Here is a 19,770-nt window from a genome sequence, read left to right on the forward strand (position 1 = left end):
CAACAGGTGCATGAATGACGCGCCCGCCCATCGGATCAGGCTGACATCCCCCGAAAAAACGGCGGAACTCGCAGCCGCTTTCGCAAGGCTGGTGCGTCCCGGCGACGTGTTTTTGCTGTCAGGTCAGATCGGTGCGGGAAAGACCCATTTCACCCGCTCGCTCATTCAGGCGCGGCTCGCATATGCTGACAGACCTGTCGAAGACGTCCCCTCGCCCACGTTCACACTGGTCCAGACATACGAGGTCGACGGATTCGAAATCTGGCATGCCGACCTGTACCGCCTGACGCATCCCGACGAGGTCGAGGAGCTTGGATTGTTCGACGCCTTCGATACCGCCGTGTGCCTGATCGAGTGGCCCGACTGCTTGGGCGATCTGGCCCCGACCAAGGCGATCGGAATGGACTTCTCGGTGCCCGATGATCCGGAAACACGGATCGTCGACCTTTCCGACCTTCCCGAACATCTCGAACCCGTTCTGGAGGCCCTGCATGACTGACCGCGCCGCAAAGATCGCGGCCTTCCTCGACGGGATCGGTTGGGGCACCGCGACACGCCGCAATCTGGCTGGCGATGCGTCCAACCGCCGGTATGAAAGGCTCGACCTGAACGGGACACCGGCCGTCCTGATGGATGCCCCGCCGGACAAGGGCGAGGATGTCAGGCCGTTCATCCGCATTGGCGAGCACCTGAAAGCGACCGGTCTGTCGCCGCCCGAGATACTGGCGCAAGACGAAGAACTTGGGTTTCTCCTTCTCGAAGATCTCGGCGACGACCTTTACGCGCGATTGCTCGAAACCGATCCGTCGCAGGAATTGCCGTTGTATCTCGCGGCGACCGACGCCCTGATCGACCTGCACGCGGCTCCCCTGCCAAGCGCGCCGGATTATGGCCCGGAAACCATGTCGGACTTCGCCTGCCTCGCGACGGACTGGTATGCGTTCGGCGCCACCGGGAACCGGGATACCGCAGCGACCCAGACGTTGCGCGCGGCGATGCTGACCGCTTTCGCCGCCCTTCCGGCTTGGTCCCCGGTCCTCGTTCTGCGGGATTACCACGCCGAAAACCTCCTCTGGCTGCCCGAGCGACAAGGGTCGGCGCGTGTCGGCCTTCTGGATTTTCAGGACGCCGGTATCGGGCACCCCGCCTATGACCTCATGTCCCTGGCGCGCGACGCGCGACGGGAGGTTTCGCCCGCAACGTGCGAAGCGATGATGGCGCGATACGTGGACGCAACCGGGTACGATGCGGAAGGTTTCGCGCGCGCCTGCGCGACCGTTTCGGCCCAGCGCAATCTGCGCATTCTCGGGGTCTTTGCCCGGCTGTCGCTACACTTCGGCAAGGCGCATTACGTCGATCTCATCCCGCGTGTCTGGCGGAACTTGCAGACCGACCTGTCACACCCCGGACTGTCCGAACTCGCCCGATCCATCAGGCAGCTCTTGCCCGAACCTACCCCGGAAATCCTAACGTCACTGAAGGCCAAATGCGGCACCATCCCGACGCTCTGATGATCTTCGCGGCCGGCTTCGGCACGCGGATGGGCTCGCTCACCGCCGACCGCCCGAAGCCGATGGTCAAGGTTGCGGGCAAACCGCTCATCGACCACGCCCGCGCCATTGCCGAGGATGCCGGTATCGGCAGGATTGTCGCCAACCTGCATTACAAGCCGGAGCCTTTGATCGAACATCTGAACGGCACCGGAATCTTGCTGTCCCATGAAAAGGATACGTTGCTCGACACAGGCGGCGGCTTGCGGGAAGCTTTGCCCTTGCTGGGCACCGGCCCGGTCTTCACCCTGAACTCCGACGCGGTCTGGACGGGTGCCAACCCGTTGGGTGAGCTTCGGTCCGCATGGGACCCGGACCGAATGGACGCCCTTCTTCTCCTGCTCGAGCCCCACGATGCGCGCGGCCATCCGGGCGCGGGAGATTTCACCTTGTCGGATGGGCGGCTCAACCGCGGGCCCGGCTACGTTTATTCGGGCGCGCAGATCATCAAGACCGAAAGCCTGCACGACGTTGCGGAGACCGTCTTTTCCCTGAACCTGATCTGGGACCGGATGATTGCCGCGGGCCGGCTGGCCGGCATCGTCCATCAGGGCGAATGGTGCGATGTGGGTCATCCGCAGGGGATTGCAGAAGCCGAGGCTCTGCTGGACTATGACCGGGATGCTTGAACCCAGCGAACGCCCCCGTGTCTTTGCCCAAGCGCCGGGCGTCGATTTTCCGAAAAGCGTGATCGAAGGGCTGCGTGCGCGGCTGAACGGTCAGCCGCCAGATGCCATGGCGCGCGTGACCCTGTTCGTGAACACGATGCGGATGAAGCGGCGTTTGATCGAACTGTTCGACCAAGGCCCGCCCGCGCTCCTCCCCCGCATCCGTCTGGTCACCGACCTTGGGCAGGACGTGGCGATGGCAGACCTTCCACCCGCCGTATCTCCGCTCAGACGACGGCTGGAACTGGCGAGCTTGATCTCAGAACTCCTCGACAGCCAGCCCGATCTGGCGCCTCGGCACGCGATCTTTCCGCTGGCCGACAGTCTTGCGAACCTGATGGACGAAATGCACGGCGAGGGGGTCCCGCCCGATGCCCTCGAAGACCTCGATGTCTCGCAGCATTCGGCTTACTGGGCGCGCAGTCTTGCCTTCATCCGGCTCATCGCCCGGTTCTTCGGGACCGGGGGCGCCGAGCCGCCCGACCTCGAAGCCCGTCAGCGGAAGGTCATCGAACGGGTGACGGCGAATTGGGTCGAACGGCCCCCTGCCGACCCGATCCTCGTCGCCGGGTCCACGGGGTCGCGCGGCGCGACCGCGATGCTGATGGAGGCGGTGGCCCGCCTGCCGCAAGGTGCCGTGATCCTGCCGGGATTCGACGCGCATATGCCGGCACACGTCTGGGCGAAAATGGACGACGCGCTGACGGCCGAGGATCATCCGCAGTTCCGGTTTCGCCGGCTTTTGTCGTCGTTGAGCCTGTCGCCGGGGGATGTGGGTGACTGGCACGCGCAGGATGCCCCCAACCCGCGCCGAAACGCGTTCGTTTCGCTGGCGCTTCGCCCCGCGCCCGTCACCGACCAATGGCAGGATGAGGGGCCGGGCTTCGCGGATATCGACGCGGCAACACGCGAGCTGAGCCTGATCGAAGCCCCGAGCCCGCGAGAGGAGGCATCGGCGATCGCGATGATCCTGCGCGACGCGGCCCAACGCGGGCGCGAAGCCGCGCTCATTACGCCGGATCGAGTTCTGACGCGGCAGGTGACGGCCGCGCTGGACCGCTGGCGCATCACGCCTGATGACAGCGCGGGCCGCCCGCTGCCGCTGACCGCCCCCGGCCGTCTGCTTCGCCATGTGGCCGAAATGCGGGGTCGCCGGATCACTGGTGTCGATCTGCTCACGCTGCTCAAGCATCCGCTCACGCACACGGGCGGCGAACGGAACGAGCATCTCAGGTTGTCCCGCGATCTTGAGCTTCAGGCCCTGCGCCGCGACATGCCGTTTCCCGATAAGGCGTCGCTCGCGCTTTGGGCCGGGGAAAAGCCGGACCGGGTCGAATGGGTCGAATGGCTTGCGCCGATTGTCGCTGACCTTTCTGAAACCGGCACCCAATCCCTGACCGCTCACGTCGAACAGGTCGTCTCGCTCGCCGAACGGCTGTCGGCTGGACCGGATGATAGGAAGAGCGGCGAGCTTTGGGACAGGGAAGCGGGACGAGAAGCGCGACGCCTTGTCGACGAGCTCCTGCGCGAGGCGCCGTTTGGGGGTGAAATGACGCCCTCCGACTTCCGCGACCTGTTCGCCGCCGTGCTGAACCGTGGAATGGTCCGAAACCCGGATACGCCTTATCCCGGCATCAAAATCTGGGGAACGCTCGAGGCGCGGGTGGGCGGCGCGGACCTCGTCATCCTCGCTGGCTTGAACGAAGGAACCTGGCCTGAACGACCCGCCCCTGATCCGTGGATGAACCGTGATATGCGGCAGAAAGCGGGTCTATTGCTGCCTGAAAGGCGAATAGGGCTGTCCGCCCACGATTTCCAGCAAGGCTTGGGCGCGCCCGAAGTCGTGCTCACGCGGTCCCTGCGGGACGACGAGGCCGAGACGGTTCCGTCGCGTTGGATCAATCGCTTGATGAACCTGATGAACGGCATGTCCGACGCCGGGGCCGATGCGCTGAAGGCCATGCGAACCAGAGGTGACGCTTGGCTGATCCTCGCGCGCGAACTCGATCGGCCCGGGCGTGATCACAAAACCGATCCCGCGCCGCGTCCTTCGCCGCGCCCACCCGTCGAACACCGACCCAAGCGCCTTTCGTTCACCCAGATCGGCACTCTGATCCGCGATCCTTATGCGATTTATGCCGACAAGATCCTCCGTCTGCGCGGGATCGACCCCCTGCATCAATCCCCGGACGCGCCGCTTCGGGGCACGGCCGTTCATGCGGCCTTCGAGCGGTTCATCAGGGAAAGACCGAAGGATGAGACACGGGACGACGCCCGCGCACGCCTTTTGTCGGTCGCGAGGGAAGTGTTTGAAGCTCAGGCGCCTTGGCCCGCCACCCGGCTGCTGTGGCTCGCCAAGTTGGAGCGCATCGCCGATGATTTTCTGGACGACGAGGACGAGCGACAACGGGATGCGACCAATGCGCTGACAGAGATCAGGGGGGAGGCGACGTTCGGGACGCCTCCGTTCACGGTTCACGGAACGGCGGACCGCATCGATGTTCTGAATTTCGGCCAGGTCGCGATCTATGATTACAAGACGGGCCAACCGCCCAGCGAAAAGCAGCAGAAGGCCTATGACAAGCAACTGCTGCTCGAGGCACTGGTCGCCCGCAAGGGCGGCTTCGGTGACCTTGGCCGGATGAAGACCGCGCGCGTCGCCTATATCGGTCTGGGTGCCAAATCGAAATACGTTCCGATCGACGTGGATGAGACGCTTCTTGCCCGAACGCAGGCTGAATTAGAGTCTGTTCTCGCCGACTTCGCGAACCGTGAACGGGGATACACGTCGCGCCGTGTCGTGCTGAGCGCCAATCGGTTCGGCGGCGATTTCGACCACCTCGCGCGCTATGGCGAATGGGATCACACGGCGGAACCCAAAGGCGAAGAGGTCGGGGGATGAGCCGGGACGAAGCGACACAACGTCAGGTCGAAGCGGCCGACCCCGGCGGGAACACCTGGCTGTCTGCGAATGCCGGGTCCGGCAAAACGCGCGTGCTGACGGATCGCGTTGCGCGCCTTTTGCTCAATAGCGTCGAGCCGGGCCACATCCTTTGCCTTACCTATACCAAGGCCGCGGCGAGCGAGATGCAGAACCGCCTGTTCCAGCGCCTCGGCGCTTGGGCGATGCTTGGTGACGATGACTTGCGGGCCGAACTGGATGCGCTTGGCGTGATGGGCGCACCGGACCTGAGAAAGGCACGGCGCCTGTTCGCGCGTGCGATCGAAACCCCCGGTGGCTTGAAAATCCAGACCATCCACGCCTTTTGCGCCACGATCTTGCGTCGCTTTCCGATGGAGGCCGGGGTTTCGCCGGATTTCAAGGAAATGGACGACCGGACGGCACAGCTCTTGCAGGAAGAGATCGTCGAAGAAATGGCCTCGGGCGACCTGCGGACGCGGGTCGAAGGTCTGGCCCGCTACTACACCGGCGCCGAGATCATTGGCCTGACGGGCGAGATCATCGGCAAGCGTCAGCACTTTGTCGCGCCCGTCGAACGCCATGACGTCTTGGCGGAGCTTGGGCTGCCACAGGATTTCAAACTGGACGATGTGCTTTCCCGGGTGTTCACGCCGCGGTTCAAATCCGCCATCCAATCCGCCCCGCCGATCCTGTCCCAGCACAGTTCGACAATGGTCACGCTGGCGCAGAAATTGGCTGGAATAGACACTGTTTCGCCGTCCCAGAGCGACTTCGATGTCCTCGCGTCGGCTTTGCTCACTCAGTCGGGCACCGTGCGCAAGAACCTCTTGACCAAACCGGCGATTGCGGATCTCGGCGACACCGCGGAAACCGTGTTGGCACTTGCCGAAGTGGTCGAGACCGAGGTCGACCGGGTGAAAGCCCTCGTCGTCGTCGACCGGACCTTGGCGCTTCACGATTTCGCGCATCCGTTCGTCCGGATGTATGAGGAGCGCAAGGCCAGAAACGGCTGGCTGGATTTCGACGACCTGATCCTGCGGGCGTCGGCCCTGCTGAACGCCTCCGACGTCGCGCAATGGGTGCTTTTCCGGCTAGATGGCGGGATCGACCACATCCTCGTGGACGAAGCGCAGGACACGAGCCCGTCACAGTGGCGGGTGATCGACAGCCTCGCGCGGGAGTTCATGTCGGGCGAAGGCGCCCATGCCGACCGCGAATGGTCGATTTTCGTCGTGGGCGACCCGAAGCAGTCGATCTATTCGTTTCAGGGCGCGGACCCGGACGAATTCGCATCGATGCGCGACGCCTTCGACGAGAAACTCAGACAGATCGAGCGCCCGCTCCAGCAAATGCCGCTGGAATACTCGTTCCGTTCATCGCCCGCGATCCTGACGGCCGTGGACGTCACGCTTGACGATGTAGATGGTCTGGGCGGCACCAAACCGCACCACAGGGCGTTTCACGGCGACCGACCCGGCCGCGTCGACCTGTGGCCCGCAATCGAGCCGGTCAAAGAGGATGAGCCACGACCGTGGGACGATCCGCTGGACGTCGCCGCACCCACCGATCACACCGTTCAACTGGCTGACAACATTGCAGGCGAGATCGCCCGCCTGATCGAAGAAGAGCATGTGCCTGCGACTGAAAAGGGCGAAACGGGTTTCCGGCCTGTCGTGCCCGGTGACATCCTGATCCTTGTCCAGCGACGGTCCGACCTGTTTCACCACCTGATACGCGCGTGCAAGTCGCGCGGCTTGCCCATTGCAGGCGCCGACCGGCTGCGGATCGGCGGCGAAATGGCGGTGAAGGATCTGACCGCTCTGCTTTCGTTCCTTGCGACGCCGGAAGATAACCTGTCGCTCGCATCCGTCCTGCGCTCGCCCCTGTTCGGCTTATCCGAGGATCAGCTTTACAGGCTGGCCTATGGGCGCGAGGGGTATCTTTGGCGTGCGTTGTGGGACAGCGGGCACAGGCGCGTCGTCGAGGCCCTGAGCGACCTTCGGGATCAGGCCGACTTCCTGCGGCCCTATGATCTGATCGACCGCGTTCTGACGCGGCATGACGGACGCCGTCTTCTGCTTGGGCGCTTGGGGGCCGAGGCCGAGGATGGGATCGACGCGATGCTGGCGCAGGCGCTGGCCTATGAGCGTGTCGAGGTGCCGAGCCTGACCGGCTTCCTGACCTGGCTCGACACCGAAGACGTCGAGATCAAGCGACAGATGGATTCCGATGCGCGCGAGATTCGCGTGATGACCGTGCATGGTGCTAAGGGACTCGAATCCCCGATCGTCATTCTGCCCGATACCACCAAGCGTCCGGTTCGCGATCTCAGCAACCTCGTGGTGCTGGACAACAACGTCGTCTGGCGGCCAGCGGCCCCGGATATGCCCTCGGTCCTTGCGCGCAGGAAAGAAGAAGCCCGGACGAAGGGGGCGGAGGAGCGGATGCGCCTGCTCTATGTCGCGATGACGCGCGCCGAAAGCTGGTTGATCGTCGCGGGCGCAGGTGACGTCGGCAAAGAAGCCTCGGACTCCTGGCATGGGCTGGTGCGCGATGGTCTGACGAAACTGGATGCGGTCCCGCGCGGCTTCCCGTCTGGGACGGGCGGGTTGCGGTTTCAGGTCGGCGACTGGCCCGCGGGCGAGAAACGGAACGTGACAGCCGACGCGGATCGGGAGCCTGACCCGCCGGACTGGTCGCTCGTGGCCGCACCCCATCGAGAACCCGCGCCGAAACCCATTTCCCCCTCGGACCTTAAGGGTGCCAAGGTGGTGCCCGGTGCTGTCGAGGGATTGGACGGCGACGCTGCCAAACGGCGCGGGCGGCAGATCCACCGCCTCCTCGAGTTTCTTCCGACCTATCCGCGTGAGGACTGGCCCGCGACCGCGCGGGCGCTTCTGGCATTTGGCGAGGATGCCGCGTCGGACGCCGAGCTTGCGGAGTTGCTGGCCGAAGCGACGGCGGTTCTGGACTCCCCCGCGCTCGCGCCGCTGTTCGAGCGCGGCGTTCTTTCCGAGGTCGAGATCACCGGACCCGCCGGGTCATCGGGCGAGAAGCGTCTTCACGGAATCATCGACCTGCTCGTGATAGAACCGGAGCGCGTGCTCGCCATCGACTTCAAATCGAACCTCACCGAACCGGACAACGCCGAGGCGATTCCGGAGGGGATTCTGGCCCAGCTCGGGGCATATGAAAGTGCGCTTTCGGCGATCTATCCGGATCGGCGCATCGAAAGTGCGGTGCTCTGGACGCGCAGTGCAACCCTGATGCCCTTGCCACCCGGTGTGGCAATACGCACATTTCGTTTGCTTGACGCAGCAGGGACCGATACCTAGTTTCCTCCCAACGCATCACGCAAGGAGCAAGCTTATGGCTACCGTCGCTGTCACCGACGCCACGTTCGAAGAAGAAGTACTGAAATCCGATGTCCCGGTCGTCGTGGACTTCTGGGCCGAATGGTGCGGCCCTTGCAAGATGATCGGCCCGGCTCTGGAAGAGCTGTCGACCGAGTACGGCGACAAGGTCAAGATCGCCAAGGTGAACGTGGACGAGAACCCGAACTCGCCGGCCCAGCTTGGCGTGCGCGGCATTCCGGCGCTGTTCATGTTCAAGGGCGGTCAGCCGATCTCGAACAAGGTCGGCGCGGCCCCGAAGGCGGCCCTGCAAAGCTGGATCGACGAATCGATCTGATCCGCGCTTCAGCGCAATCGAAAAAGGGCCCGGTCGTGTTCGACCGGGCCTTTTTCTTGTCGGGTCATCGGACCAGATGCCCTTGAAAAGCGAAAACCCCGCCGCAAGCGACGGGGTTTCCAATTCCGTTCCGGGCAAGATGCCCGGCGCGTTCATTAGCAGGGGGTAGCAACCACTGCACAGAACACACCCACGCCGACGAGGGCGAGGAAGATGAGCGGAACGATGATGCCGGCGTTCGACGACGACGACGACTGTTCCACGATGATTTCCGGCTCAACGATCGGGTCGATGAGGGTGCCGGCCTGAGCGGCGGTGGCGGCGAGAGCAGCAACGGCTGCAACAAGCATGACTTTTTTCATTTCAATCTCCAATTGTCCTTCCGACACTCGCGCGCCGGAACAAGGGTAGTTCTGTACCTCGTGCTTGCAGAAAACAGTATCACCGAAAAATTGCAACTAGTTTCCGGCGAAACCGACCTGTGGTGTCAGATAAGCAACACCTGAGAACCCACCGTCGCAAGGCTGAAAAGCTCAGCAATATTCTCATTGTAGAGCCCGATACAGCCGTTCGAAGAACGCCGCCCGATCTTGCGTGTGTCGTGCGTGCCGTGGATTCGGTAGTACTGCCATCCAAGGTACAGCGCGTGGGTGCCGAGCGGGTTTCCGGGACCGGCCGGAATGAAGTCCGGCCACTCGGGATTGCGCTCTTTCATCGACGGGGTCGGCCGCCATTCCGGCCCCTCGACCTTGCGAGTCACGCTGGTGCGCCCGCGACGGGTCAGATCTTCGGTCAGCGGCACCGAAGTCGGATACAGCTTGTAGACCCCGTCGTTGTTCCAGAAATGCAGGGCGCGCGAGGTGATGTCGACGAGGATTGCGCCGTTGTTGAGATTGTCGAAATACGGGCGCCAATCCAGCGTGCGGAAGCTCGAGATGTTCCGGCGCACCACTTCGGACAGGTCACGCTCGACCTCGGTCGAATTCTCGGTCTGGGCCAGTGCAGGCGCGACGCCCAGCGCACCGACAGCCGCAACGCTCGTGGTCAGGAAGGTGCGGCGCCCCATGCGGTCGAAACGGGAACCGGTCATCTGAAACATTCCTCGAATTCCATGGCATTCACCGTTTCGTATAGAGCGGAGACCCGCTTGTCGCAATTCAAACCCATGTGCTCACGCCAATTTTTGCCGATGCCAAATTGATTGTCTCAACGATAGTCGCTAAGGCGATGGGGCTTACGAGACTGACCGGAAAGACCCACGTTCCATGACCCGCATTGCCCTTGTTCTGAGTGCGCTTCTGTTCACTTTGGCGGCCTGTAGCACGAACCAGCCGATGCGCATGGGGCCGGATGGCAAGCCGATGCCCTCCGTCTACAAGATTTCTCAGTCTCAGCAGAGCCAGATTCAATTTCGCGTTCTGGATTCCGTGAACGAGCTTCGGTCGGCGGCAGGTGTGCCGCCCGTTCGGTTGAACGCGGAACTGACCGCCGCCGCCGCGACCCATTCGCGTGATATGTCGGTACAGAACAGGCCCTGGCATTTCGGTTCGGACGGCTCGTCGCCCATCGACCGGGTCCGTCGCGCCGGCTACAGCGGCCCGATGCTGGGCGAGAACATATCCGAGACCTTCGAGACGGAGCTTGAGACGCTCGCCGCATGGATGGGTCAGGAGGACACGCGCAACGTGATCCTCGACAGCCGTGGCCGCAACATGGGCTTCGCGTTCTATCAGGAGCCGAACGGCAAGATCTGGTGGACGATGGTCATGGGCGGCTGACGAACAGCGTCACCGGATACGACGAGGGGCGCCCGCGAGCGCCCCTTTTTTCATTCCCATCGAAGACCGGAGTTATTCCGTCCCGTTCGATGTGACGAGGATCTCGGTCCCCGCCTGAGCCTGCCACAGAACCGGGTCCATCGGCATGATCGGCTCGCGACCATAGGCGACCAGAATATCGGGCGCCGTTTCGTCGAACGGTTTCGGCGTTCCCGGACGCGGACGCAGCAGCGGCGGCTGCTTCGCCGGGAAAATGTGGATCGGCGTGCCGTCACGCACCATGGCGTAGATGTCCTCGATCTCCTTGTTGGTGACCGCGATGCATCCTGCGGTCCAATCCGACTTGTTCTTGTCTTCCTTCCGGGTCGGGCCACCGTGGATGAAGATGTCGCCGCCCGGAGAAACTCCGACCTCTTTCGCGATCTTGCGATCCGTGTCGTTGGGATAGTCCAGACCCACGGACAGGTGGAATGCGCTGTCGGGATTGCGGCGGTTGATCCGGTAGCTGCCCTCAGGCGTGCGACCGTCGCCCTTCTGTTGCTTGTGCCCATAGGGCGAAAAGCCCAGGTGCACATCGTATTCCGCAAGCGCCGTCTGATGGTGCATCAGATACATCTTGCGGTTTTCCTTGAAGACGAAAATCTCGGTCACTTCCGGACCGTTGTACGTCTTGAACTTGGAACATGCCGTCAGCCCCACAAAGGCCGCCGTCGATGCCAGCATCACGCGTCGGTTCATCATTGTCGTTGGTCCCAGAAATTCTGCCCGAGCCATGTTTTACACGATTTTCCCAAACCGGGAAAGATCGTCAGCGAGTGAAACACGCCGCCAGCTCGACATGCGGTGACCAGCGGAACTGATCGACCACGACGAGCCAATTCAACGTGTATCCCGCATCGGTTAATATTTTCGCATCGCGCGCGAAAGTCACCGGATTGCAGGACACCGCGGCGATGCGCGGAACACCGCTCGCCGCGATCTCGACCATCTGCGCCTCGGCCCCCGCGCGGGGCGGGTCGATGACCACCGCATCCGCCCTCAGCTCGTCCGAAAGCAGCGGACGGCGGAACAGATCGCGGGTTTCCGTTTTGACGGCGTGAAGCCCTTTGCTGTGCCGCCATCCCGCGTCGAGCGCCAACAGCATGTCATCCACGCCTTCAACCGCAAGCACTCCGGCGCGCTCGGCTATGGGAAGGGTGAATGTCCCGCTTCCGGAAAACAGATCGATGACACGCGATGCGTTTCCGACGGCCTCGAGGACCGCCGCCGTCAAAGCCGTTTCCCCCGGCTTGGTCGCTTGCAGGAAAGCCCCCGGCGGCGGGGTGACAAGCGCGGAGCCGAACCGTTGCGCGGGCGGGCGCGCCATCGCCACGACCTCGCTATCCCACGCCAGTCGGGCGACATCGAACTCGCCGGCAATCCCCGCAAGCTCTGTTTCGAGCTTCAAATCAAGGGGTTTTCCGCCAATGACCGATATGTCGAGCCCGGCCTCGGACTCCGTCACCGTCATTTTGACTTCGCCCTTCCGCGAACCCCCCACGGTGGCAAGAGCCTCGCCAATCGGTAGCGCGGACATCAGGGCCGGGGTCAGAAGGTGGCAGTTGGGGATCGGCGTGATGACATCCGACTTCGGCGCGTGAAAGCCGACAAGAGCGCCTTTCTTGGTGCGCCGGACCGCCAAGGTCGCGCGGCGCCGGCTGTTCGGGGGAGATGTGGCGATACCGCGTATCTCCGTCGTCAGCCCCTGCGCGGTCAGGGCCTGCTCGACGATCCCGACCTTCCACTGTGCCACGAACGCATCGCTGGCGTGTTGAAGGGCGCAACCGCCGCAGGATTTGAAATGCGGGCACGGCGGTTTGATCCGATCGGCGGACGGACGAACGATTCGCGGTGCTTCGATCCGGCCATCCTCGATCTGTCCTTCGACGATCTCGCCCGGCAGGACACGCGCCACGAACACAGGCCCCGGCCCGATACCGTCGCCCTGATGACCAAGCCGTTCGATGGTGATTTCCGTCATGGCAGACCCAACAACTGTTCGCGGGTGAGTTTGAAGCCCGAATCGACCCATTTCGATTCCAGCGCCTTGAGCCGTGCCCCGAGTTCCGCACCCTGAAACCTCGGCATCAGATCGTTCGCCGTGACGGGAAGAACCGCGTGAGAACCGGCACTGCAAGCTTCGATGAAATCGTCAGGGGGAGGTGCTTCCATCAGCGCCGCGTTCATGAGCACGACATCCCTCGCAACGTCCGCGCCCAGACGGTAGCCCATAGCGGCGGGTTTTTCCGTGCTTCCCCGGTGCTCCAAAAGGGTATCAAGCCGTCTCGCATCAAGATTCGACAGGCGAAGCGCATCTTTGTGATCACAACCCCCCAGCACCGCAAGGCGGCGCATGGCGTCGGGTGCGACGCCCCGGTCCTTTTCGAAGTGAACCAAAATCGGCAGCGCCGTGGCATCGAGGCCGGGCATGATGCGGGCCAGAACCCCCGAAGCTGCCATCGCCGCGACGGAAGGCGCCGGATCGGCGGCGGCCAGAAGCTTGACCACTTCGGACCCGACCCGTTCACGCGAAAGAGTGTCTATTCCATCCGAAAGCTCGGAAATCGCAGCCAGCGCATTTGGGTCGAGCCCGGCATCGGCATCGCCATACCACGCGTGGAAACGAAAGAATCTGAGGATGCGGAGGTAATCTTCACGAATACGGTCATGCGCGTCGTCGATGAAGCGCACTTTCCGCGCCAACAGGTCTTGGAGGCCGCTTAGCGGATCGATGATTTGCCCGTCCGGGGCCGCATAAAGAGCGTTCATCGTGAAGTCACGGCGCCGGGCATCGTCCTCCAACCGATCGGCGAACGCCACCACGGCGCGCCGCCCATCCGTCTCCACGTCCTTGCGCCATGTCGTGACCTCGAACGGATGACTGTCTGCAACCACGGTGACCGTGCCATGCTCGATCCCTGTCGGCACCGCGTGAAACCCGGCCTTTCGGGCAAGTTTAGACACTGTTTCCGGGTACGCGTTGGTCGAAATATCGAGATCCGTCACCGGAGCACCGATGAGGGCGTTTCGCACGCATCCACCAACGAAATGCGCCTGATATCCGGCCGACGTCAGCATGGCGCAGACAGACTGCGCCACCGGGTCGTGAAGCCATGCCTCAGTGATGCGCGCGTCGGTCATTGTGCAAGCCGGTCTGCCAGAACGCGCAGCATCCGGGCGGTCGCGCCCCAGATGTAATAAGGCCCCCACGGCACGGTGAAATATCGACGAAACTGCCCACGGAAGTGACGCCCCTCGATAATGTAGCGGTCCGGATCGGCGATATGGTCGAACGGCACGGTGAAAACTTCGGCCACCTCGCCCGGCTCAGGGGTGAAGCGGAACGGCGCTTTCACGCGCGCGACCACGGGGGTCACCTGAAACGACGTAATCGTTTCGTGGAATGGCAGGATACCCAGCACTTCGACATTCTCGCGTGACAGCCCGACCTCTTCCTCGGCCTCGCGCAAGGCCGCTGCGGTTTCGTCGGCATCGACCGGATCGACCTTTCCGCCCGGAAACGCGATCTGGCCGGGATGATGTTTCAGGGCCGAAGATCTCTGTGTGAGGATCAGGTCGACCCCTCGCTCCGTCTCCATGAACGCGACCAGAACCCCTGCTGCCCGGAAAGTGCGGTTTTGGGGGCGGACCTCCGGGTTCAGGTCGAAGTCGGACGAGCTGTCGCCCTCCGGCCCGCAGGCGCGGGCGAGCGCGGCGAAAACGTCAGACGCTTCCATCGCTGTCTTTGCCAAGGATCTTGGGGTCGAATTCGTAATGCGCGCCGCAGAACTGGCAATCGGCCGTCACGATCCCGTCGTCCGTGGTCATGTAGGCGATATCCTTGGCCGAATAGATCGACAGGCTTTCGATCACCCGGTCCTCAGAACACGTGCATCCGAAGGCGACGGGCTGCGGATCGTAAACGCGCGGCCCCTCTTCGTGGAAAAGGCGGGCGAGCATTTCGGTCGGCTGCACTTCGGGCCCGATCATTTCTTCGGCCTGAACCGTATCAAGCAGAATGTTCGCGCGGCTCCAGTTTTCGCGGTCGTCCTCGGTCGGGAGGATGTCTTCCGCGGTCAGCAGGCCGTTTTCCCCCGAACCACCCTCGCCGGTCGCGAATGGCGAAGCCTTTGGCATGTGCTGAAGCATGACGCCGCCCGCGCGCCAAAGCTCTTCCTTCTTGAAGGACAGGATGAAGCGGGTGGGAAGTTGTTCTGACTGCGCGAAATACGTTTGCGCGCAATCCGACAGCGATTCCCCGGCGATCGGCGTCAGACCGGAATAGGGCGTCGTGCCCGCCCCCTGATCGATCAGAATGGCGAAATAGCCGCGGCCGATCTGGTCGAACGGTGCCCCGTCCGGCTCGATCCGATCCTCGTCATAGCTGGCATAGGCACGGATGCGTCCCGGCTCGCCGTCTTTCTCAGGGGCATAGTAATCGGTCGCGATGAGTCGCGCGGGGCCGTCGCCACGGACCTGAAGCGAAAGCTTCCAGCGCAGCTTGATCGTCTGGCCGATAAGCGCGGTCAGCAACACCGCTTCCGCGACGAGGTTTTCGACGGACGGCGGATAATCGTGTTGTTCCAGCACCTTGTCCAAGACACCATCCAACCGGACGACCCGGCCGCGAACATCGGCCTGATCGAGTTGGAAGGGCAGGATCGTATCATCCCAGGCGATTTGCGACCCGAGGCTCATGCGCGGTTTTCCTTGTCTGTTTGGCGTGGCATACCGCGAAGCCATGTAGGGAGCAACCGAGCGGGAGACCAGAGATGCGGCGCTATGGTGAAGCCATTGTGAGCGGACAGCGCTACCGCCCGCGCCCCGGCGCCTACGCCATTCTTCCGCGCGATGGCCGGATTCTGCTGACGCATCAGGACGAGCCGAACCCCGAGTTCCAGTTGCCCGGTGGTGGGATAGATCCAGGCGAGTCCCCCCTGCGCGCGCTACACCGCGAAGTGCTGGAAGAGACGGGCTGGCGCATCGCCCGCCCGCGTCGGCTGGGCGTTTTCAAACGGTTTGCCTATATGCCGGAATACGACCTGTGGGCCGAGAAGATCTGCACGATTTTCGTGGCGCACCCGGTGCGGCAGCTTCACGCGCCGACCGAGCCGGGGCACGAGGCGATCTGGGCCGATGCCCGCCTTGCCGTTTCCTTGCTTGCGAACGTCGGCGATCAGGTCTTCTTGGCCGACTTCTTGTCAGGCGCACGTCCTCGGTAGTCCAGAACGACGCTCGATATATCGTCGGGCATCGCCTGACCGTCCGCGAAACGATCAAGATCCCAAGTCAGGGCTTCGAAAAATTCGCCGCCGCGCAAGCCGGCGTTCTTGGTCAGCAACTGCGCCAAGCCGCCCTCCTCCAACTCTTCATCCGCCGCGTCCCTGCATTCCGTGAAACCGTCCGAATAGAGGACAAGCCGTTCGCCCGGAGCGATCTTGAAGCGATGAGTTTCATAGGTCGCATCCGTCACCAGCCCGATAGGCAGACCGCCCGTTCCATGAAACCGCACCGCCCCATCGGACGCGATGACCGCCGGGTTCGGGTGGCCGCACTGCGCGATCTGGACGTCGCCGGTGCCCTGATCGACATAGGCAAGAGTCATCGTGAAATAGAGGTCGGATTTCAGCTCCGACACCATGAGCTCATTGAGCGTCTGGGCAACTTGGTCAGGCGGTCTCATGCGGAAGCCCTGCCCCGGCACCGCTTCGAACGCGACATTGCGCGCCGGCGTCCCATCGGTCAGGTAGCCCGCGATCCGGGCGGTCAGCAGCGCCGAGGCGATTCCGTGGCCCGAGACATCGATGGCATAGATCGCCACGGTCCCGTTGCCGCCGTCAAAGCAGCCGACCAGATCGCCACCCACATGGCCGCTGGGTTTCAGGAGGAGCGAGACCTGCGACTGACCGAAGTCGCGTAGCTTGTCCTTGACCAGCGACATCTGCATCTTGCGCGCTTCGACGAGGTCGCGGTCGAGTGCGTCGTAGAGTGTCGAGATTTCGTCCAGCGTCGCGATGACGAGCCGGTTCTTTTCGTTCAACTCGCGTTCCATGCGAAGAATGCGGTCCCCCGCCGAAATCCGCGCGCGCAGTTCATCGGGACTGATCGGTTTTGTAAGGAAATCGTCGGCACCGATATCCAGACCGCGCGCGACGGCACCCTTTTCGTTCTTGGACGTCAGAAGGATGAAGTATCCATACTGGTCGCGCGGCATTTTCCTGAATTGTCGGCAAAGCTCCAACCCCGTCATGCCGGGCATCATCCAATCGGACAGAACCAGATCGATGTGCGTGGAACCGAGGATCAGCAACGCCTCCTCGCCGCTTTCGGCTTCGATCACGTCAAAGCCGAGGCGGGTGAGCGTCGCCACAAGAACCCGGCGTTGGGCGCGGCTGTCATCGACGACAAGCACCTGCCGGATGACGCTATCGTCCAGATGCCCGCGTACAGATTTGGATTTCAACAGGTGTGCCGGCACGACTTGCCCCGCTAGAAGGTTCGATCAGTTCCTGTGGGGCATATCCACGTCAGCTTAACACAGCGTGAAATGTCGAATTTTCATGAGTTTTCCCGCGTCCGACACCGCGTCTTAACCGGCAGGACAGCACGGTTTTCCGAATGAAGGAGCGCACGATGATCGACTGGCAACAGGTTGACACCCTCAAGGGCGAAATCGGGGAGGACGACTTTGACGAGGTCGTCGGGATGTTTCTGGAAGAGGTCGAAGGTGTGTTGGACGACCTGAGGAACCAGAAGAACGATCAAACACTCGAAGGTGCGCTTCATGCGTTGAAGTCCTCGGCACTGAATCTCGGATTTTCCCGTTTCGCCGACCTTTGCGCTTCGGGCGAGGCACAGGCGGCAAATGGCGGTGCCGTGGACCTTGAACCGATCTTCGCCGCCTACCAGACATCAAAGACTGTGTTCGAAGCCGCCCGCGCCTGATCTGGCAAGGGGTGTGAGAGCGATCACCCTTGCCCGCAACGGGGCTTGCCGATAAACCGCGCCGGACAGTGAAAAGGAGTCCCTCGATGTCCGCGCCGAAGAAAGTCGTGCTCGCCTATTCCGGTGGTCTCGATACCTCGATCATCCTGAAATGGCTGCAAACCGAGTATGGGTGCGAGGTCGTCACCTTCACCGCCGATCTGGGACAAGGGGAAGAGCTTGAGCCTGCGCGCGAAAAGGCGATCATGCTCGGCATCAAGCCCGAAAACATCTATATCGAGGATCTTCGCGAAGAGTTCGTCCGCGATTACGTGAACCCGATGTTCCGCGCGAACACGGTGTATGAGGGGCAGTATCTGCTCGGCACCTCCATCGCGCGCCCGCTGATCTCCAAACGGCTCGTCGAAATCGCCGAAGAGACAGGGGCCGACGCGGTGGCACATGGCGCAACGGGCAAGGGCAACGATCAGGTGCGGTTCGAACTGGCCTGTTATGCGCTGAACCCGAACATCAAGGTGATCGCGCCGTGGCGGCTGTGGGATCTGACCTCGCGCACGAGGCTGCTTGAATTCGCTGAACAGAACCAGATCCCGGTGGCCAAGGACAAACGCGGCGAGGCCCCGTTCTCGGTCGATGCGAACCTTCTGCACACCTCGTCCGAGGGCAAGGTTCTGGAAGATCCGGCGGAAATGGCGCCCGATTACGTGTTCCAGCGCACGAACAACCCCGAAGACGCGCCAGACGAGGCGCAGATCGTGGAAATCACGTTCGACAAGGGCGACGCGGTCGCCATCGACGGCAAGGCTGTCAGCCCGGCCGACATGCTCGCCCAGCTCAACGAATTGGGCAAGACGCATGGCATCGGGCGGCTCGATTTCGTCGAGAACCGCTTCGTCGGTATGAAATCGCGCGGCATCTACGAAACGCCGGGCGGCACCATCCTGCTGGAAGCGCACCGGGGGATCGAACAGATCACGCTCGACAGCGGGTCCGGTCACCTCAAGGACAGCCTGATGCCGCGCTACGCCGAGCTGATCTATAACGGTTTTTGGTTCTCGCCGGAGCGCGAGATGCTTCAGGCGGCAATCGACAAGTCGCAGGAGCTTGTTTCCGGCACCGTTCGCCTGAAACTCTACAAGGGCTCGGTGTTCTGCGTGGGCCGCTGGTCGGAAAACTCGCTGTATTCCGAAGCGCATGTGACGTTCGAGGACGACGCGGGCGCTTACGATCAGAAAGACGCCGCCGGGTTCATCAACCTGAACGCCCTGCGCCTGAAACTTCTGGCAGCACGCAAGCGGCGCTTGGCGAAGTAATCCTTTTTCGGTTCAGGAATGCGGGGAGGCAACGTCAGCGTTGCCTCCCCCTTTTTTTGCGCCCATATGCGGACGGACATGCCCGAGGATAGCACCATGAGCCTTGCTGAAATCGCCGACAGAATGAACGAAGCTCTGGCCGATCGCCCGCTGGACAATTCCATTAAGTTCGATTGTGGCGAGGACGGCGCGATCACGATCTCGGGCACCGAAGCGCGTCTGGCCGACGAGCCTGCCGACTGCACGATCCGCATTTCCGAGAAGAACCTCGTGAAGCTTCTGACGGGCAAACTGAACCCGATGGCCGCCTTCGCCATGGGCAAGATCAAGGTATCCGGCGATATGTCCGTCGCCACGAGACTCAGCCAGCTCGTGAACTGAAAAGGGCGACCCGATGGGCCGCCCTCGAACAGAGAACTCGTTAACAAATCGTCGCGTTATTGCGCGGTGATCGTTTTCATGACGAGGTTTTCGTCCACGCGGATCGGGCCGTCTTCCTTGGCGCCGAGCGTGTATTCGAAAACACCCGTCGACATGCCGCCCTCTTCCGAGTGGATCATCAGCATGAGCATGTCGCCCGGTGCCACGTCCTCCTGAAGGATGGCAGCGACATCGGCGTTTTCACCCATGCGCAGCGGGGCGTATCCCACGACCGGGCCGGGGGCCATTTCGCTGTCGGTGCGGTGCACGACGAGCCAGCCGTTCGCGGGCGCGTTCACCATATCGGCCGACACCACGCCGTTTTCGACGGACTGGTCGGATGCTTCCACCATCGGAGCCATTTCGTGGCTGGCAGCGAAAGCGGTCGTGGCGAGGGCGGCAGCGGTAAGTCCGGTAGCAAATGCGAATTTCATGAATCGTCTC

General features: G+C 62.7%; 20 protein-coding genes. 11 read left to right on the forward strand and 9 right to left on the reverse strand.

The features are described 5' to 3' along the window. Nucleotides 1-10: 10 nt before the first annotated feature. From tsaE to trxA, 6 genes are read left to right on the forward strand one after another with little or no spacing between them, the layout of a single operon-like run. Nucleotides 11-499, forward strand: coding sequence for a tRNA (adenosine(37)-N6)-threonylcarbamoyltransferase complex ATPase subunit type 1 TsaE (tsaE, locus tag FCT00_RS05860; protein ID WP_138422207.1), 489 nt, complete (start codon nt 11-13; stop codon nt 497-499). Beyond that, on the forward strand, nt 492-1,511 hold the full coding sequence (locus FCT00_RS05865) for an aminoglycoside phosphotransferase family protein (RefSeq protein WP_138422208.1): 1,020 nt from the start codon (nt 492-494) through the stop codon (nt 1,509-1,511). Before tsaE ends, FCT00_RS05865 begins: the two co-directional genes overlap by 8 nt. Beyond that, nucleotides 1,487-2,179: a nucleotidyltransferase family protein gene (locus tag FCT00_RS05870; RefSeq protein WP_138422209.1), complete on the forward strand. Its 693-nt coding sequence runs from the start codon at nt 1,487-1,489 to the stop codon at nt 2,177-2,179. Before FCT00_RS05865 ends, FCT00_RS05870 begins: the two co-directional genes overlap by 25 nt. Continuing rightward, nucleotides 2,172-5,120, forward strand: a complete 2,949-nt coding sequence (gene addB, locus FCT00_RS05875) for a double-strand break repair protein AddB (RefSeq protein WP_138422210.1) — start codon at nt 2,172-2,174, stop codon at nt 5,118-5,120. Before FCT00_RS05870 ends, addB begins: the two co-directional genes overlap by 8 nt. Continuing rightward, nucleotides 5,117-8,476, forward strand: coding sequence for a double-strand break repair helicase AddA (gene addA, locus FCT00_RS05880; protein ID WP_138422211.1), 3,360 nt, complete (start codon nt 5,117-5,119; stop codon nt 8,474-8,476). The genes addB and addA overlap by 4 nt, the downstream gene beginning before the upstream one ends. A 34-nt stretch (nt 8,477-8,510) precedes the next feature. Then, complete coding sequence (gene trxA, locus FCT00_RS05885) at nt 8,511-8,831, forward strand: thioredoxin (RefSeq protein ID WP_008332536.1); 321 nt, start codon at nt 8,511-8,513, stop codon at nt 8,829-8,831. Between the two features lie 155 nt (nt 8,832-8,986). Here trxA and FCT00_RS05890 read toward each other — a convergent pair whose 3' ends face one another. Beyond that, on the reverse strand, nt 8,987-9,193 hold the full coding sequence (locus FCT00_RS05890; protein WP_050771961.1) for a hypothetical protein: 207 nt from the start codon (nt 9,191-9,193) through the stop codon (nt 8,987-8,989). 125 nt (nt 9,194-9,318) lie between these two features. After that, entirely contained in the window at nt 9,319-9,930 is a 612-nt protein-coding gene (locus FCT00_RS05895; protein WP_008332533.1) for a L,D-transpeptidase, read from the reverse strand. Nucleotides 9,931-10,096: 166 nt separating this feature from the next. On the opposite strand from FCT00_RS05895, the gene dalA reads away from it, so the two are divergent. Further along, nucleotides 10,097-10,609 (forward strand): divisome-associated lipoprotein DalA, encoded by a 513-nt coding sequence (gene dalA / locus FCT00_RS05900; protein WP_040884878.1) that lies wholly within the window; start codon nt 10,097-10,099, stop codon nt 10,607-10,609. Nucleotides 10,610-10,681: 72 nt separating this feature from the next. On the opposite strand, the gene FCT00_RS05905 is transcribed toward dalA, so the two are convergent. The 5 genes from FCT00_RS05905 to hslO all read right to left on the reverse strand — a co-directional run bounded on the left by FCT00_RS05905 (nt 10,682) and on the right by hslO (nt 15,346). Then, nucleotides 10,682-11,347: a L,D-transpeptidase family protein gene (locus FCT00_RS05905; RefSeq protein WP_138422570.1), complete on the reverse strand. Its 666-nt coding sequence runs from the start codon at nt 11,345-11,347 to the stop codon at nt 10,682-10,684. A gap of 70 nt (nt 11,348-11,417) precedes the next feature. After that, nucleotides 11,418-12,629 carry a class I SAM-dependent RNA methyltransferase gene (locus FCT00_RS05910; protein WP_138422212.1) on the reverse strand — a complete coding sequence of 404 codons (1,212 nt, stop codon included), beginning with the start codon at nt 12,627-12,629 and terminating at the stop codon, nt 11,418-11,420. Further along, a complete protein-coding gene (locus tag FCT00_RS05915) occupies nt 12,626-13,789 on the reverse strand; it encodes a CCA tRNA nucleotidyltransferase (protein ID WP_138422213.1) in 1,164 nt (387 codons plus the stop codon). The genes FCT00_RS05910 and FCT00_RS05915 overlap by 4 nt, the downstream gene beginning before the upstream one ends. Further along, nucleotides 13,786-14,385, reverse strand: coding sequence for a CoA pyrophosphatase (locus tag FCT00_RS05920; RefSeq protein ID WP_138422214.1), 600 nt, complete (start codon nt 14,383-14,385; stop codon nt 13,786-13,788). The genes FCT00_RS05915 and FCT00_RS05920 overlap by 4 nt, the downstream gene beginning before the upstream one ends. Further along, entirely contained in the window at nt 14,372-15,346 is a 975-nt protein-coding gene (gene hslO, locus FCT00_RS05925) for an Hsp33 family molecular chaperone HslO (RefSeq protein ID WP_138422215.1), read from the reverse strand. The genes FCT00_RS05920 and hslO overlap by 14 nt, the downstream gene beginning before the upstream one ends. A gap of 74 nt (nt 15,347-15,420) precedes the next feature. Between hslO and FCT00_RS05930 the strand changes: the two genes are divergently transcribed. Continuing rightward, entirely contained in the window at nt 15,421-15,870 is a 450-nt protein-coding gene (locus FCT00_RS05930; RefSeq protein ID WP_138422216.1) for an NUDIX hydrolase, read from the forward strand. Here FCT00_RS05930 and FCT00_RS05935 read toward each other — a convergent pair. Further along, complete coding sequence (locus tag FCT00_RS05935; RefSeq protein ID WP_138422217.1) at nt 15,825-17,126, reverse strand: PP2C family protein-serine/threonine phosphatase; 1,302 nt, start codon at nt 17,124-17,126, stop codon at nt 15,825-15,827. The two genes, FCT00_RS05930 and FCT00_RS05935, sit on opposite strands and share 46 nt — an antisense overlap. Before the next feature lie 140 nt (nt 17,127-17,266). On the opposite strand from FCT00_RS05935, the gene FCT00_RS05940 reads away from it, so the two are divergent. From FCT00_RS05940 to FCT00_RS05950, 3 genes are all read left to right on the forward strand, one after another. Further along, nucleotides 17,267-17,593 (forward strand): Hpt domain-containing protein, encoded by a 327-nt coding sequence (locus tag FCT00_RS05940; RefSeq protein WP_138422218.1) that lies wholly within the window; start codon nt 17,267-17,269, stop codon nt 17,591-17,593. A gap of 86 nt (nt 17,594-17,679) precedes the next feature. Next, a complete protein-coding gene (locus FCT00_RS05945) occupies nt 17,680-18,906 on the forward strand; it encodes an argininosuccinate synthase (protein WP_138422219.1) in 1,227 nt (408 codons plus the stop codon). Nucleotides 18,907-19,002: 96 nt separating this feature from the next. Beyond that, nucleotides 19,003-19,287 carry an SCP2 sterol-binding domain-containing protein gene (locus FCT00_RS05950; protein ID WP_138422220.1) on the forward strand — a complete coding sequence of 95 codons (285 nt, stop codon included), beginning with the start codon at nt 19,003-19,005 and terminating at the stop codon, nt 19,285-19,287. Between the two features lie 56 nt (nt 19,288-19,343). Here the strand turns inward: FCT00_RS05950 and FCT00_RS05955 are convergent, their stop codons facing one another. Continuing rightward, nucleotides 19,344-19,760, reverse strand: coding sequence for a DUF7282 domain-containing protein (locus FCT00_RS05955; RefSeq protein WP_138422221.1), 417 nt, complete (start codon nt 19,758-19,760; stop codon nt 19,344-19,346). Nucleotides 19,761-19,770 lie beyond the last annotated feature (10 nt).

The organism is Maritimibacter alexandrii (assembly GCF_005871115.1).
Taxonomy (GTDB): Bacteria; Pseudomonadota; Alphaproteobacteria; order Rhodobacterales; family Rhodobacteraceae; genus Maritimibacter; species Maritimibacter alkaliphilus.